Raw genomic sequence first — 15,522 nt, forward strand, 5'->3', positions numbered from 1 at the left:
TCTATTTTACTAATTTCTCCAGGTTTTCCAAGCCTTTTTCAAAATCTCTTCCGATCAGTTTATCAAGCATCAATCCTCTGAGCTTAGCAGCAGGATATCTGCCTACTTCCATTGCGATGCCCCATGTTACATGAGTCCCCCTGCCGGAGGGTTCGAAACGGAAATAACCTTTTGTGCTTTTATTCTCCATGAATTGCATCTCGATCGTAATCTGTTTATATGGCCGGGAAGCCGTGATGGTAACTGAGCCTTTGCCTACCTTCCTGTTCCTGCTGATCCATTGATAGCCAGCGCCTTCCCCGCTCATTTTGTCATTGTATGACAGCTTCATCTTCGGATCGGCCTGATGCCAGGGAGACCATTTTTCCCAGTTACGCAATATGTTCACCTGATCAAAAACGACGGAAAGAGAAGCAGGGATAGCCCTGACGCGCACTACTTTCACTGTAGCAGGCAGGAACATGCTGACAATGAACAAACCTGGTATTAGCACACCCAGTGCTCCAAGTATAATAAGTAAGGCTTGCATATACAAAAGGTAGGAAAAAATCCAGACTATTCCCTATTCCCACCTGAATACCCTTACTGCTACGGCATATACAATCACCCCCCAGAGGGCAATTACGCCCAGTTCAAGCCCTACGTTCCATAAATGCTGCCCCTCGAAAGCGATCTTCCGGAAGGCATCATTGAGGTAGGTCAGCGGCATAATGCGGCATACGGGCTGTAACCAGGACGGGAAAGCGTCCACTGCCACAAAGGTGCCCGCCAGCAGGAACTGCGGCAGGGTGATCACGTTGGCGATAGGTGGTATGGCGCTTTCGCTGTTTGCAATGCCACTAACCACAAATCCGAAGCCCATAAATACGATGACGCCGAATGCTGTTAACACCAGCATCTCAAAAAAAGTGCTCCATCCATGTACCAGTGTGAACCCGAAGGCAAAATAACCGATCGCTATGATCAGCACCGCGCCGGCTACCTGGAATATCAGGCGGGCCAGGGCTTCTCCCAGCACAATATGGAGCCTGCGGATAGGCGTGGCAAAGAAACGTTTTAACACCAGGGTCTGGCGCAGACTGAAAAAGAGGAATGCAGTACTGAATACAGCAGCACTTAACAGGGAGAAGCTGAGCAGGCCGGGCAGGATAAAGTCGATAGTCCTGTAACGGCGGCCTGGTAATACTTCCACCGGTTCCAGTTTCGCAATGGAACCCCGGGGATAATAAACGTCGTCTGCCTTATAAATGATGCCGGTCAGTATTGTTTTGAATAAGGATATCTTATCTGCAGCGGCGGTGGAGGTACGTACCTTCACATCGCAGGCGGGCACATTTCCCTGGGCGGGACGGGAAGTGACACGGATAATGGCGGTAATATGCCCCTTTTTCAGATCATCTTCCATTTCTGCAGCCGGCTGCCCGCTCACCAGTTTAAGGCTTTTCTCACTGGCCAGTTGCTTGTACAGGTAACTGGCGGTATCTGTTGCCGGATCTACTCCTACCTTCACCGATATACCGTTATCGCCGATAAAACCAAACACCAGGATGAACACCAGGGGGAATCCCAGGCTGAAGATCACTGCCGAAGGGCTTCTCACGATTCCTATCAGGCTTGCTTTGGACATGGCTAACAGCGCCTTCCATTGATTATATTTAACCGCCATACTTACTTAACGCTGGTCTATTCTTAAAAAATCGCATAAAACTACTATTGTTTTACCCATTTCCATAAAAAAACCTGCCCATGGGGCAGGTTTAATGTTATTTTAAGTCAATAAGCGGCTTCTTACCTGATTTCCATCACATAAGGCAGCTTTGCCTGGATCTCTCCGTTCATTTCCTTCAGATGTTTGATCTGCTGGTAAACAGTATACTGCTCTCCCAGCTCTTTCCTGATGGCGGTTTCCATACGGGCCTCACCTGCGAAGGATTTCACAAATTTTTCAAATGGCGCCTCTGCTTCAGGATATTCTCTTAGGCGGAAAGCGCTGACCTTTGCCAGTTTCGCCGCACATTTAATGGCATCGTCAATACCGCCGATGCGGTCTACCAATCCCAGCTCTTTTGCCTGTACACCGCTCCATACGCGGCCCTGGGCAATACTGTCAACTACCACTCCGCTCAGCTTGCGGCCTTCCACCACACGGCCTTTAAAGGTGCTGTAGATGCTGTCTACGGAGTTCTGTATAAATTTCTTTTCAATTTCTGTCAATGGCCGGGAGGTGTTTCCCAGATCCGCATACTGTGCTGTTTTGACACCATCGAAGGTCACACCCAGCTTATTCTTGAAGAATCCCTGCAGGTTCGGTAACACGGCAAAAACACCGATAGAACCGGTCAGCGTATTCGGCTGTGCGAAGATAGAGTCGGCCATGCAGGAAATATAGTAACCGCCGGAAGCCGCATAGTCGCCCATGGACACTACAACCGGTTTACTCTTTTTAGCCAGTGTCAGCTCTCTCCAGATAGACTCTGAGGCCAGAGCACTACCACCGGGAGAGTTCACACGGAATACGATCGCTTTCACATCTTTATCCTGTCTTGCCTCGCGGATCAGCTTTACAAAATGTCCGCTGCTGATCGTCTCATCCTTTTCGCTGTCGCCTCCCACAATATTTCCCTGTGCATAGATAATGGCGATCCTGTTGTCTTCACCCTTACCGGTAGCCACATCTGTTGCGCTTTCATATTTGGAAAGCGAAATGAAATTGACTTTTTCATCTCCGCTCAGGCCCAGTCTTGATTTGATCTCGTCCATCACCTGGTCGTTATATTTCAGTCCGTCTACCAGCTTGTACTTCAATGCATCGGCAGCTTCCTGGATCAGCCCCTCGTTGGCATACCGGTGCAGTGTAACGGTATCTATTTTCCTGGAAGCGCCTATGTTCTTCAGAAAATTGGCGTACAGGTCGCCCAGGTAAGCATTTGTCTGGATACGGTTAGCCACCGTCATCTGCGTTTCACGCAAAGGCTCTGTAGCGCTTTTGAAACGGCCATCGTAAAAGATCTGTGGCTGGATCTCCAGTTTTTCCAGGGCACCTTTCAGGAAGGTCAGCTGTGTAAAGAAACCACTGAATTCCAGGCCTCCTTTCGGATGCACGTACACTTTGTCTGCGAGGGAAGCTACATAATAGCTCTTCTGGTCCATCACCTCGCCGTAGGCATAGATGAACTTACCGGACTGCTTAAATCTCAGCAGCGCATTACGCAGCTCTTCGTTGGTGGCAAATCCGTTGGCATTGTTGTCTGCCTTCAGGTAGATCCCTTTTATGTCATCGTCATTTTCTGCATGTCTGATCAGGCGTACTACGTCATACAGGCCCGGGGTTTCTTTGGGGCCCTGGCGCAGTACTGCATTTACGGGGTCTACAATCTTTTGCTCGGCATAGGGTTGGCTGGTTTCCAGTACCAGTACTCCATTGGGCGATAAGGTAACAACTTCAGGGCTGACCGCCGACTTTATGATACCCATCAGTATGAACATCCCGAAAAAGATGATCACAATGAAAGCCAGCAGGGTGGCAAAGAAAATTTTAAAGAAACTACGCATTATGGAAGATTTAATTTAAAAAGACCTACCGGTCGTCTTCTTTTTCCAAAAATAAAGAATATGTATACTTTTGGGCCGTTGAAGATACATGAATAAAGCAATATTACTTATAGGTGGCAATCTGGGTGACCGTACCGGTCATCTCCAACAGGCTGTGGAGCAAATAGATAAGCAGGTGGGCAAAGTGGAAAAAATTTCCGCCCTTTACGAAACAGCCGCCTGGGGGCATGTGGAACAGCCGGACTACCTCAACCAGGCCCTCCTGGTATCAACCGGAATGGATGCACGAACACTCCTGCAAACCGTATTGGCCATCGAGCACAATATTGGCCGCATCCGCCGGCAGAAATGGGGCGCCCGGGTGATAGACATAGATATCATCTTTTACAACGATGCCATCATCAATGAACCCGATCTGAAAATCCCCCACCCACAGATGCAGTTCAGGCAATTTGTGCTTGTTCCCCTCCGGGAGATCGTTCCGGACTGGCAGCATCCTGTGCTGCACCAGTCTGTCAGCACTTTACTGGAAAACTGCACAGACCAGTTACCCGCCATAAAATACAAGGGCGTACTATAAACCATTTACCGGTCCATGAATTATAAATACATCACTATAGAAGGCAATATCGGAGCAGGAAAAACCACCCTGGCCAACAAGCTCGCAGCACATTTCAATGCGAAGCTGATCCTGGAGGAATTTGCTGATAATCCCTTCCTGCCAAAGTTTTATGAAAAGCCGCAGCAATATGCTTTTCCGCTGGAACTGTTCTTTATGGCAGAACGTTACAAACAATTAAAGGACATGCTGCAGATGCAGGATATGTTCAGCGATCTTGTCGTGTCTGACTATCTTTTTATCAAGAGCCTCCTGTTTGCAAAGATCAATCTGAAAGAAGAAGAATATAACCTTTATCAGAAACTGTTCGATATTATCAATCCGCAACTGGTACAGCCAGACCTGCTCATTTTTCTCAATGCGCCCGTACCTAAACTGCAACAGAACATTAAACACCGGAACCGTTCATATGAACAGCAGATAGCGGACGAATATCTTGTCAGCGTACATGATATGTATATGCAGTACATCCGTCAGCATCCCGTTCGCACACTGATGCTGGACATGACGAAAGTGGATTTCGTGAAGAACCCGGCCGACTTCGATAAGCTGCTGCAGGCCCTGGATAAGGAGTATGAACCCGGCATCCACTACCTATAAAGATTATCTATCGGGAAATAAATTTTATTGCTTTGCTCTATAAGACCAGTTGCAGTAATTTTGTCATGCAAAAGAGAAAAAGACGACCAGCTATAGGCACAACAAAAAGGCACTCTAGGACAGGGGATTATTACAGAGTGATATAACGTACAGAAGGTTACAGTAGCAATGGAAGACTGGGACTCCGGCGGACATACGTTTGCCGGAGTTTCTTTTTTATCTTCCTGCTATGGCACCGGCAGCTATCCAGCCGCTTGTCCATGCATGCTGAAAGTTGAAACCACCGGTGATCCCGTCCACATCCATCACTTCACCGGCAAAGAATAAGCCCCGCGCCAGCCTGCTCTCCATTGTGGCAGGATCTATTTCTGATAAGCGGATGCCCCCGCAGGTCACGAATTCCTCTTTAAAGGTTGTTTTTCCCTTCACGGGACATTCCATTGCCGTCAGATATTTAACCAGCTTATGCTGCTCTTTCGCCGGCATATCAGCCCAGCGCACATCCTCCCCTATTCCCGATTGCTGGAGGAAGAACTGCCACAAGCGCTGCGGCAGCCCAAAAGGGTTCTTATGATGCATTTTTTGTCCTCCCAGCGAAAAGCGCAGTTCCTGCATTTCTTCTCTTAAGCTATTTTCATTGAATGCCGGCAGCCAGTTGATCAATGCCGTGAACTGGTATTGCAATGCGCCCAGTTCCCTCGCTCCCCAGGCGGAAAGCCTCAATATACAAGGCCCGCTCATTCCCCAATGGGTGATCAGTAGCGGTCCTTTTTCCTGTAGTTTGGTGCCTGCGATCTTCACATGCGCTTCCTCCACGCTTACGCCCATCAGGGTGGTAATGGGATTGCCCGGCATATTGAAGGTAAAGAGTGATGGCATCGGAGGTTCTATCTGGTGCCCTGTGGCCTGCAACCAGGCAAACTTGTCCAGCTGGGCATAGCCGCCGGCCGCTACACATACCATATCTGCTTTCAGCACATTGCCGTCCTGCAGGCACACTTCCCAGCCTTTATCTGTCCGGGTCAGCCCGCTGACAGCCGCATTCATCCTGATCTTCACACCATAGCGGTCTGCCTCTTTCAGCAGGCAGTCAATGATGGTCTGGGAATTATCGGTTACCGGGAACATCCTGCCGTCAGGCTCCGCTTTCAGCGTCACTCCCCTTTCCCTGAACCAGGCAATAGTGTCCTGCACAAAAAAGCGGCTGAAAGCCTTCTTTACAAAGTGCTGTCCTCTCGGATAACGCTTTGACATATATAATATGTCCGGGGCATTATGCGTCACATTACACCGTCCTCCACCGGAAACCTTCACTTTAGATAAAAGTTTATTGCTTTTCTCTATTAATATTACTTCCAGTTGAGTATCAAGGCGTGCGGCATTTACAGCACAGAAAAAACCGGCCGCTCCACCTCCTATAACTACTAATCTCTTGTTTACCATCTTTTTATGTCACTGAATTTTCCCAAAACCACTATCCGGCAGCAATAATAATTCAAAGCCGGGAGATTGTAATTTATTAAATACCAATAACATTATTTGTATATATAAATTTTTAGCTCTATTTTGCATATTATAATTTTTGATACTATATTGTTGCAAAATGTTGTTCCACATGCAATCTGTGTTCTCTAAAAAACAAAATCGCTTAAAGTGGCTCCTCCCAGTCTGTCTGCTGGGCATAACCGGCGCCCTTGCATTTTACCCGGCCGATGAATGGCAGGATAAAATCACTCAAGCCTTGGAACAGTACAGCAAACGCTACCCCCAGGAGAAGGTTTACCTGCACCTGGACAAGGATTATTACGCCGCTGGGGAAACCATGTGGTTCAAGGCGTATGTTTTGCTACAAGGCCAGCCATCCCTTTCGGCAACCAACCTGTATGTAGAGTTGGTAGATAAAGCCGGAAATGTGGTAAGCAAAAAATTAATCTCCGTTGGTGGTGCTACCGGATCCGGTGCATTCGAACTGCCGGACAATTTCAAGGCAGGTCAATACCAGTTACGTGCATATACGGCATGGATGCTGAACTTTGACCCGGAATATCTCTTCTACAAGAACATTGAAATATTTGACCCGGCAAAGCCGATAGGTCCTACGCCTAAAGCGCCTGCTACTGACTTCGCCGTAAACTTTTTCCCCGAAGGTGGTAACCTGATTGCTGGTGTTGCCGGCCGCGTTGCTTTCAAAGCAATCGATCAGCAAGGCTATCCTCAGGAAGTAAATGGTATCATCCAGAACCTGAAGGGAGAAACGGTAGCTCTGGTGAAGACCACCCGCGATGGTATGGGTATGTTCGACCTTACCCCTGGCGCCGGAGAAACTTATAAGGCCCTGATCCAGACAGCCAAAGGTCAGCAGAAAACAATCCTGCTGCCGGTGGTAAAAACGTCAGGTGTAGGTCTTAAAGTCTTCAACAAAGGCACCCGTATCTTCTACCAGACCCTGCCTGCAACGAAAGATAATCCCATGTACAACAATATGATGATCGTTGCGCAGATGCAGCAGCACATTGTGTACAAGGCAAAACTGAATGCAGCAGAAGGTCAGATGAGCGGCTTCATACCTACCAAGGAACTTCCTTCCGGTATCGTTCAGCTGACCATCTTCAACGCTGAAGGGCTGCCATTGGCTGAAAGGCTGGCTTTCGTAAGAAAGAACGACTTCCTGCCCCTGAACCTGCAGAATATTGCTGTCAATACCCAGCCAAGACAGAAAAATACACTGGAAATAAAAATACCGGACACCATGCTTACCAGCTTGTCCGTTTCCATTACCGATGCAGATAATATCGTGAAAGACCAGGATGAGAACAACATCATCTCCAACCTGCTCCTCACTTCCGATCTGAAAGGTTACATCTCCAATCCGTCCCAGTACTTCAAAGATACAGACCCGGCTACCCTGCAGGGCCTGGACCTGATCATGATGACAAACGGCTGGAGAAGGTTCAGCTGGGAAAAGATCCTCCACAACTATATGCCTGACATTAAGTATCCTTACGAACAGGGCTTACTGCTGAAAGGTGTGGCTACCACCAACAAAGGTGCAGCTGTCCTCGCAAATGGTAAAGTGGACTTCATCCTGAAACAGCCGATCGATACTTCCACCGCATTCTCTTCCGTTACTACCAACGATAAAGGTGAATTTGCCGTAGACCGTCTGCAGTTCGTAGATACCATCAACGTATTCTACCGCGCCAACGATCCAAACAAATCATGGAAAGATGTGGACGTGAAATTCGAACCTCATTTCTTTGAGAAGAAAGAAGCAGTAACACTGCCTTATCCGTTCAGAACAACTGTGGAAATAGAGAACAGGGTATTGACCACTTACCTCTCCACTGTTGCTGAAAATACAGCAGTAACCAAATCCATCGCCAACAAACCGATCTTCCTGAAAGAGGTGAACGTACGTGAAAAACGCCTGAGCAAAACAGAATCTGTTGAGCAACGCTATGCAACAGGTATGTTCAATGCCGGCGATGGTTACGCATTTGACCTCACCAGGGATGAAGCGGGCAGCCTGAGTATCTTCCAGTACCTGCAGTCTAAAGTACCTGGCCTGAGCATTAACCTGACCGATCCTAACGGACCAGCCCTGAACTGGCGTGGTGGTCCTCCTGTATTGTTCCTGAATGAAATGCCGACCAACATCAGCATGCTGAGCAACATCAATCTCGGCGATGTGGCTTTCATCAAGGTTTTACGTCCAACCTTCGTAGGTGGTTTCGGTGGTAGCTCCGGCGCCATCGCGGTATACACCAGGAAAGGCGGCGACAGCAAAGCGGATGTGGATACACGCGGCTTCGAGAAATACAGGAAAGGTGGTTATAACATCGTGAAAGAATTCTATGCACCGGATTATACCGTTCGTAAGGAAATTCACATCCTGCAGGATAAAAGGCTGACGCTCTACTGGAATCCAAACCTGATAGCAGACTCCCTGACACATACTGCAAAGATCTCCTTCTACAACAACGACTTCACAAGACGTTTCCGTATAGTAGTGGAAGGTATGGGTGAAGACGGCTCCGTAGGACGCACAGAACAGTTATTACAATAGGCCTCGGCCACTGTTAACAGAAAAAAGTCCATAGTTCAACTACTATGGACTTTTTTCTATTTAACATATCTTTGACCACGAGGATAGCTTCATATGTCCCTTCCAGGGACCTCGTCAGCGCAATCTGCAACGATCATACTATTTTAGCCTTTTTAACCACTGATCAGGCCCAGCTCAAGTCCACCTCAAATCCCGGTATATGTCCTGTATTATCCGGACATTCTCCTATCTGTGGCCTATATGCGGCAGGCAGTACATACTGTTTCCGTCCAGAACAGTCAACCTTCCCCGGCACTGTTAAAATAGTATAATACGCTTTCCTTTCCCCGGATATTCATGACCTGTGTTGTGACAATAGTTATATAAACCAGGTAAATTGTTTTATTACTTCAATGCTGTTTAGGCCAGCTATTACAGGGGTTTTCGTACGGGCGTAACGATTGACCTTATACGTCGTGTACTCATCAAACAGCTGCGTTTTTTCCGTTAACAAGAGATTAACTAACAGGTTAACAGTGCATTAACAGTTCCCTTATTTTTTCGGGGTATGTTTGTATCGATAAAAGCAAAAGCACGTTGTCCTTTACTTCCAGGCCTCTCATACAAAAAGGTGTGAGGGCTTGGGGGTTAAGGGTTCCCTTCAGGAAACGCTCAAACTCCAAACGCTAAATAACACACACAGAATTTATTATACTTAAACGCATTATACTACCCTGGGAACATGGCCAAAATACTAGAGGGGGAATAATGTAGATTACTACACATTATGGCTGTCAGTAACATACTGTGGTCAAACAAATCAAAAACCAACTAATACTAAAAAAGGTCTCGTTTTCACGAGACCTTTTTCCTTTGTAAATGATATGATGGCTCCGTCAATTCGGCTAATCTTTCAGCTTGTGCAGGAATGTAGACAATTTAAACAACAACTCATCCTGTAAACCTGCTCTCAGCTTGGCTTCGTCATCTGTAATACCCAGACGGCGCATGCGCTGATAATACCCGTAGGATCCACCGATCAGTTCCAGGCATTCTTCGATCTTTTCCCTGATCTCTGCTTCTTTGCTCTTTTTATCATATTCCTTCTTGGAGAGGATCTTCTCAACAAAGTAAAAATTATCCTTTGTCTCTACCCATTTGCCCCTTGACTGGTGCTGTGGTTTGTATACTTCCAGGTAACAGCTGTCCAGGTGCAACACTTCGCCGAATTCAGACCTTACATCAATGGATGCAGGCCTTCCCTTCTGCGGGTTTGCCATCAGTTTCTTGATGAAATGGCTAATCTCCATTCCCAGTTCACCGCTGCTGGTGAGGATCTGGTTCAGTTGAGAGAATTCCATGACCATTGTGACACGGATATACCGGCTGCCCGACTTTAGTTTGCCAATGATGCTCGGCGTCTGGTTTTCGTCAAACAGGATGTCTTCCACCTGTACCTTACTCACTGTGCGGTAATTGGGTGTATATCCTTCCGAAGCCGGTGTAGCCTTTTTGTTAGCTGTTCTGGAAACATGCTGTTTGGCGGCATGCTGTGCAAAGTCATCAATGAACCGCAGATCGTGTCCTTTCAGACGGTGGTAAAGTTCATGTGTATTATAATTGACGATCCTGCTCAGTAGCAATACATCGTCCCATACATCAGCATATTGCACTTTTTTAATCTCGTCGAGCACGTCCGTAGCTGCCAGGTTCCGGCGATACAACAGTTCCCCTACCAGGAAGACGGAATAGTCGTTCACAGGGTAGCCCAGTTCCGGCAACAGATCATAAGGGCTCTTCTTTTGTTCCTTCGCCTGGTCCAGTTGCTCCATATCAGAAACTACCGGGGCCAGCAGGTACTTACGGGCTGCTGTACGTAATTTCTTACTCACATGATCAATCAGATGATCGTTCACTTCACGCTGGCTGACAAAATCGTGCAGGATCTGCACAAAACGCTTGGATGCAGGCAAGCCGAACTGCAGCAGAATATCATTCTCCATGTCCAGCACACTTGCACCACCCGCGTGTTCCTTGCTGGCTTTAGTCCGCGTCTCCTGCTGCTGACAGCGCTGATAATATTCCTGTAATTTCAGTTTAAGCTTATCCATATATTTATCTTATTAAATCAATTCTCCATTTAAACAGTCTCTTCACACCAGGTTCGGGGTTCCGAACATCCCTTCCGGGGTATAAAAAGCCTGTTTCCGCTTGCGGACTGCGCCGTAAAATGCCGGAAAGACATACAGCGACGCCATCAATAGCGGGCACAATTGTTTGTTTTACAATAAGTTATTCAATGGGAGTAGTATAGCGATCTAATGGGAGAATGCAAAGATACAGTTTTTGAAAGTTTCGTCATAGCCTGCTCTGTAATCTAATTGTAAAGCGCTGGTCACTTTAAGACCATTTTAGCCTTTTCCCAGAGAGCCAGGCGGTCGTCATATCCGTTCAGTCCGCCGTTGATGCGTATGGTCAGCCACTGGAACTTACTGTAAAGCTTGTTTTTGTACATGGTTGTCCAATTATCGGGCTGATCGGCTATCTGGTTCAGCGTTTTGTATACCGACCAGAACCAGCAGGCTGAGGCTACGGCATACTGAGGGGTAGCAAGCAGGTCGGGCGCATTCCGGAAAGTGACGGCATCGCCCGTCAGACCTCTGCTGCAGTCGTCATAACTGGCCCTGCCGGTCAGCTGGATGAGCCCGCGGCCCCTGAACCGCCATCCGTCTCCGCTGGATTCCGGGCCATTGCCCAGGCGGTTGGCGTAAACCTTGTTGGCGATCATGTCCGGTTTACCGGCATAGCGCTGGGCAAGATCCTGGGTAGGGAAATACTTGGGAAATACGGCTACTAAACGGTCTGCCCGGTAATTCAGGTTCTCTGTTACTACGCTGAACTGGCCACATTCATGGCCCAGTTGTGCCAGAAAGGCGGCGGCCCTTGCGGGCGTATTGATCTGGTAAACAGGCATCTCCTGGTTTAAATAGGGCAGGTATTGCTGGATGTTTCGTGTATCGGCCTGCGGCATAATAGCCTGCAGTTGCTCGCTGGTAACTGTCATAGGGCTTAGTATTGAGATTAACATTACAAATGTAACACTTAACATGCTCTTCCGCTAACAATCCGGCAGCGTTCCTGTTTTTTGGAAGCCTGATCACATACAAATTTACCCGGAGCCGGGCCGTGATTTTCTTCGCCCCGCTATTCCGGATGCAGTGTCCGGATGTTAAAAGCAACCTATATGCTGTGTAGGGAATGCATCGCCTGTTTATGTACATGTTTCTACAAAACAGGCTGTAATGAACGATATATATGCTGGCCTGTTCACGGTATAGTATTTGGACTTTTGCTCCTGATAACAATTAAAAATCTTGAATTATGCAGATACTATCCAACACTTCCACCAACTCAAGGCTGGAGGAATTTTTCGTAACTATGTTACAGGAAATATACTGGTCTGAACAACACCTGGTAAATGTATTGTCTACAATGACCGGTGCTGCCAGCAATACCGAATTGATACAGGCATTTGACCAGCACAGGCAGCAGACGGTGGAACATGTAAAAGTAGTGGAGCGCGCATTCAGCCTGCTGGGTATACCCGCACAGGCAGAACCCAGCATGGGCCTGCAGGGATTGTTCGATGAAGGCTGGCAGGTAATAGATGAGACGGAAGAAGGCTCAGCCCAGAGAGATGTAGCGCTCATCATTGCAGCGCAGAAAGTAGAACACTACGAAATTGCCTGCTATGGAAGCCTGGTAACACTGGCCGCTACACTGGGAGAAATAGAAGTGGCAGACATGCTGAGAGCTGTGTTGACAGAAGAAAAAGAAACAGATGCCTTACTGACCATTATTGCAGAGAGTAAGATCAATGCTCAGGCCAGTGAAGAACCCGTGGCACGTTAATATCATTTTCCGTACGAAAAAATGGGCTGTACAGGACGGTTTCCCAACCCTGTCAGCCCTTTATTATTAAAGCATGCATACGACTTATAAACCGTGCTTCTGGTAACGCCCCATGATGACTCCTTCTGCCAGAACATGCCCCTGCATGGCCTGTTGCAGCGCTGCTTTATCAGCTTCGCTGTCAAGGTCCAATTCCGTATCAAGCGCATAGATGTGAAAATAATAACGGTGGAATCCTGAGGGCGGACAAGGGCCGTAATACCCGGTATTACCACTCCCGTTCTTTCCGCATACACCGGGAACGGTATCGCATCCGATCAGATTGGTAGGCGCAATATTCCATACTACCCAGTGATCAAAAGTGCCTTTAGGCGCGTCCGGATCTTCCGCGATAATGGCCAGCGTCTTTGCACCCGCAGGGATCTTTTCTATCTGCAGCGGGGGATTGACATCTTCGCCTTCGCAGGTATATTTCGAAGGAATGACACCTTCATGATCAAATGCAGTACTTGATATTTTGAGGCTATCTGTTGCATTGTTTTCCATACCTGAAATGACCGAAAAATCAAGCCAGCCCCGCGGACCTGAAAAAATGTAAAAACAACCCTTCTGCGGGGGTAAACATGCTACATAAATGAATGAAAACCGGGGAGCCTGTAGAAACTATTCATCAATGCGCGCCACCAGTTCATCAATAAAACCGGCCTGCCTTTCATTGATCTTTTCCCGGGCAATGTCAATGGGGAACCAGGCCGCCCGGTCAATCTCCGGGAAGGACTTCATCTTACCCGAACGTGGCGGCCATTCTATTTCGAAAAGGTTACTCACGATGCTGTCTGCATCCAGGTCGCCCGCTACCGCCCAGCAATGTACCGTTTTATGCCCTTTTTGCCGGATGGTGGCCAGCTGGATGAAATGGCCGGAAGGCCGGTATCCCGTCTCTTCCTCAAACTCACGGATAGCGGCTTGTAAAGGCTCCTCTCCTTCCTGGTATTCCCCTTTTGGTACCGACCAGCTGCCCAGGTCCTTCTTAGCCCAGAAAGGTCCGCCCGGATGCCCGAGGAATACTTCCAGCCGCTTGCCTTTTTTCCTGTAGAGTAATATGCCCGCACTTTGTTTTGCCATACGTAAAGGTACATATTGCAATTCTGGTTCCGGATACCAGGAGCTTATCATCGTCCGCGAACAATTAGAGAACGCTCCCCGGCTTTCACATTAAAAACGGCAGATACAATGCCGGAAAGCGGTGTTTGTCGGAATATGGGATGCCCCTTCCTATATATTATTCATAGTGAATCAGATAAGCACCGGGCAAAAAGAAAATAAGGATTTTTCAATGGCAGTCCCTTCGCAGCATTGAAAATTGAGCTATCTTGGACATCTCATGATTGTAGCATGATTGTAGCAGCCCTTTTATATTTGGTTGTTAGTTATTCCACCGAAGTCAGACTAACCCCAGGCAGTAATATGCACTTTTCCGGCCCGACAGATACCGTCGAGGCGTCTGCCAGAGAATATACCCTCGTAGCAGACAGCCGGGGAAGGCTCAATATTGACAATTCCAGGAACACCTATCGCCCGGGAGATATATTGAACCTCAAAGGTAATTTTAAGTCCATCTTCTTCTTCAATATGAGCGGCACTGCCGCCAAACCTATCATCATCCGTAACTATCGCAATACGGTGGTCAAGATCGGTGAGCCTGACTGGAACGGAGGTGGTTATTCCTCTGCCTGTGAATTCTCCAATTGTCATTATATCCGTTTCGGCAGTCAGTCGGACCGGAGCATGATCGTCATCAATGGCTCTACGCAGCCTGCCAGGGAGGCCTATCATGATTTGCATATAGGTAATAAGACAGACAATATCGAGATCTGTTTCCTGACCATCATGAACGGCGGAAATGGCATTGTAGCAAAGACAGATCCCATGAAGGGAGATCCCGGTAGCGTATATCCCAGCCTGGTGACCCGCAACCTGCAGATACATGACCTCAACATCAGCGGTACAAAGAATGAGGCCATGTATATTGGCCATACCGCCACTTACTGGGACCATACGCTCAACCAGCCCTATTATGGATCTCCGTCAAAGTTCACTCCCGGTCATGACTATGTACAACCTGCCAAATGGCAGAACGTGAAGATCTACAATAACGTGATCAGCAATATTGGCCTGGATGGCATACAAACGGCTGCTATTGACGGGCTGGAGGTCTTTAATAATGAAGTTACCCATTGGGGCACACAACGTAATGCAGCACATAACGGCGGCATTCTCATTGGCGGCCGCACGACCAATACCAACACACATGATAACTATGTGCATGACGGCTGGGGAGAATTCTGCCAGTTTTATGGCTCGGGTGAGAACAGAGCAACACATACCATCAGTAACAATCTTTTTACAGACAACCAGGGTGACGGTATCAGTATGAGGGGAACCGACAATGCCATTGTACGCATTACCAATAATACGGTAGCCTGCACAAAGGGCAACAGCCTGCGTATTAACGGTTACACGGGTATGAAAGGCAAGCAGATCGTCAATGCCAATGCATTCATTGCACCCAATGGAGGCCAGGGTGTCAACATCAGGAACTATGTCTATGTAGAGGAAGGCGGAGACGCCATAGAAGGTACAGGTAACGAAGAAAACAAGAAATTTCAGACCCCGCTGGAGGCCCGTGTGAATACTGCGGAGTACTATCGTCCCCAACAAGGCTCATCCATTGGAAATGCCGGTTATAGGAGAAAATAAACAACGAACCCTTTCATATAATGTTAAATATCCA

At 47.7% G+C, this 15,522-nt stretch carries 13 protein-coding genes; 5 read left to right on the top strand and 8 right to left on the bottom strand.

From position 1 onward, the window contains the following. Position 1 precedes the first annotated feature (1 nt). The 3 genes from MYF79_RS25245 to sppA form a co-directional block, all read right to left on the bottom strand. Positions 2-529: an SRPBCC family protein gene (locus MYF79_RS25245; RefSeq protein ID WP_199655815.1), complete on the bottom strand. Its 528-nt coding sequence runs from the start codon at positions 527-529 to the stop codon at positions 2-4. 33 nt (positions 530-562) lie between these two features. Next, complete coding sequence (locus MYF79_RS25250) at positions 563-1,666, bottom strand: ABC transporter permease (RefSeq protein WP_247810648.1); 1,104 nt, start codon at positions 1,664-1,666, stop codon at positions 563-565. Between the two features lie 122 nt (positions 1,667-1,788). Then, on the bottom strand, positions 1,789-3,552 hold the full coding sequence (gene sppA / locus MYF79_RS25255; RefSeq protein ID WP_247810649.1) for a signal peptide peptidase SppA: 1,764 nt from the start codon (positions 3,550-3,552) through the stop codon (positions 1,789-1,791). A gap of 88 nt (positions 3,553-3,640) precedes the next feature. On the opposite strand from sppA, the gene folK reads away from it, so the two are divergent. Together folK and MYF79_RS25265 are read left to right on the top strand one after the other, a co-directional pair. Beyond that, entirely contained in the window at positions 3,641-4,132 is a 492-nt protein-coding gene (gene folK, locus MYF79_RS25260) for a 2-amino-4-hydroxy-6-hydroxymethyldihydropteridine diphosphokinase (RefSeq protein WP_247810651.1), read from the top strand. 15 nt (positions 4,133-4,147) lie between these two features. After that, entirely contained in the window at positions 4,148-4,771 is a 624-nt protein-coding gene (locus MYF79_RS25265) for a deoxynucleoside kinase (protein ID WP_247810653.1), read from the top strand. 216 nt (positions 4,772-4,987) lie between these two features. On the opposite strand, the gene MYF79_RS25270 is transcribed toward MYF79_RS25265, so the two are convergent. After that, the gene (locus MYF79_RS25270; protein WP_247810654.1) at positions 4,988-6,214 is read right to left on the bottom strand and encodes an NAD(P)/FAD-dependent oxidoreductase; all 1,227 of its coding nucleotides are present in this window, start codon (positions 6,212-6,214) and stop codon (positions 4,988-4,990) included. A 298-nt stretch (positions 6,215-6,512) separates the two neighbouring features. Between MYF79_RS25270 and MYF79_RS25275 the strand changes: the two genes are divergently transcribed. Further along, positions 6,513-8,837, top strand: a complete 2,325-nt coding sequence (locus tag MYF79_RS25275) for a hypothetical protein (RefSeq protein WP_247810655.1) — start codon at positions 6,513-6,515, stop codon at positions 8,835-8,837. Positions 8,838-9,721: 884 nt separating this feature from the next. On the opposite strand, the gene MYF79_RS25280 is transcribed toward MYF79_RS25275, so the two are convergent. Both MYF79_RS25280 and MYF79_RS25285 read right to left on the bottom strand, forming a co-directional pair. Beyond that, positions 9,722-10,927 (bottom strand): hypothetical protein, encoded by a 1,206-nt coding sequence (locus MYF79_RS25280; protein ID WP_247810656.1) that lies wholly within the window; start codon positions 10,925-10,927, stop codon positions 9,722-9,724. Positions 10,928-11,211: 284 nt separating this feature from the next. Further along, positions 11,212-11,880 (bottom strand): glycoside hydrolase family 19 protein, encoded by a 669-nt coding sequence (locus MYF79_RS25285; protein ID WP_247810658.1) that lies wholly within the window; start codon positions 11,878-11,880, stop codon positions 11,212-11,214. Between the two features lie 317 nt (positions 11,881-12,197). Here MYF79_RS25285 and MYF79_RS25290 point away from each other — a divergent pair, with 317 nt between their 5' ends. After that, entirely contained in the window at positions 12,198-12,728 is a 531-nt protein-coding gene (locus MYF79_RS25290; RefSeq protein WP_247810659.1) for a ferritin-like domain-containing protein, read from the top strand. 84 nt (positions 12,729-12,812) lie between these two features. Here the strand turns inward: MYF79_RS25290 and MYF79_RS25295 are convergent, their stop codons facing one another. Next, entirely contained in the window at positions 12,813-13,274 is a 462-nt protein-coding gene (locus MYF79_RS25295; RefSeq protein WP_247810661.1) for a YbhB/YbcL family Raf kinase inhibitor-like protein, read from the bottom strand. A 117-nt stretch (positions 13,275-13,391) separates the two neighbouring features. Next, positions 13,392-13,853, bottom strand: coding sequence for an NUDIX domain-containing protein (locus MYF79_RS25300; protein WP_247810662.1), 462 nt, complete (start codon positions 13,851-13,853; stop codon positions 13,392-13,394). A 342-nt stretch (positions 13,854-14,195) separates the two neighbouring features. Here MYF79_RS25300 and MYF79_RS25305 point away from each other — a divergent pair, with 342 nt between their 5' ends. Further along, the gene (locus MYF79_RS25305) at positions 14,196-15,488 is read left to right on the top strand and encodes a right-handed parallel beta-helix repeat-containing protein (protein ID WP_247810664.1); all 1,293 of its coding nucleotides are present in this window, start codon (positions 14,196-14,198) and stop codon (positions 15,486-15,488) included. Positions 15,489-15,522: the final 34 nt, after the last annotated feature.

It is taken from the genome of Chitinophaga filiformis, from assembly GCF_023100805.1.
GTDB classification, from domain to species: Bacteria; Bacteroidota; Bacteroidia; order Chitinophagales; family Chitinophagaceae; genus Chitinophaga; species Chitinophaga filiformis_B.

Excerpts from the sequence above, each read along its gene's own strand:
- MYF79_RS25285 (WP_247810658.1), bottom strand. The coding sequence starts at position 11,880 with ATGACAGTTACCAGCGAGCAACTGCAGGCTATTATGCCGCAGGCCGAT.
- MYF79_RS25250 (WP_247810648.1), bottom strand. The coding sequence starts at position 1,666 with ATGGCGGTTAAATATAATCAATGGAAGGCGCTGTTAGCCATGTCCAAA.
- MYF79_RS25290 (WP_247810659.1), top strand. The coding sequence starts at position 12,198 with ATGCAGATACTATCCAACACTTCCACCAACTCAAGGCTGGAGGAATTT.
- folK (WP_247810651.1), top strand. The coding sequence starts at position 3,641 with ATGAATAAAGCAATATTACTTATAGGTGGCAATCTGGGTGACCGTACC.
- MYF79_RS25305 (WP_247810664.1), top strand. The coding sequence starts at position 14,196 with ATGCACTTTTCCGGCCCGACAGATACCGTCGAGGCGTCTGCCAGAGAA.
- MYF79_RS25270 (WP_247810654.1), bottom strand. The coding sequence starts at position 6,214 with ATGGTAAACAAGAGATTAGTAGTTATAGGAGGTGGAGCGGCCGGTTTT.
- MYF79_RS25265 (WP_247810653.1), top strand. The coding sequence starts at position 4,148 with ATGAATTATAAATACATCACTATAGAAGGCAATATCGGAGCAGGAAAA.
- MYF79_RS25295 (WP_247810661.1), bottom strand. The coding sequence starts at position 13,274 with ATGGAAAACAATGCAACAGATAGCCTCAAAATATCAAGTACTGCATTT.
- MYF79_RS25280 (WP_247810656.1), bottom strand. The coding sequence starts at position 10,927 with ATGGATAAGCTTAAACTGAAATTACAGGAATATTATCAGCGCTGTCAG.
- MYF79_RS25300 (WP_247810662.1), bottom strand. The coding sequence starts at position 13,853 with ATGGCAAAACAAAGTGCGGGCATATTACTCTACAGGAAAAAAGGCAAG.
- sppA (WP_247810649.1), bottom strand. The coding sequence starts at position 3,552 with ATGCGTAGTTTCTTTAAAATTTTCTTTGCCACCCTGCTGGCTTTCATT.
- MYF79_RS25245 (WP_199655815.1), bottom strand. The coding sequence starts at position 529 with ATGCAAGCCTTACTTATTATACTTGGAGCACTGGGTGTGCTAATACCA.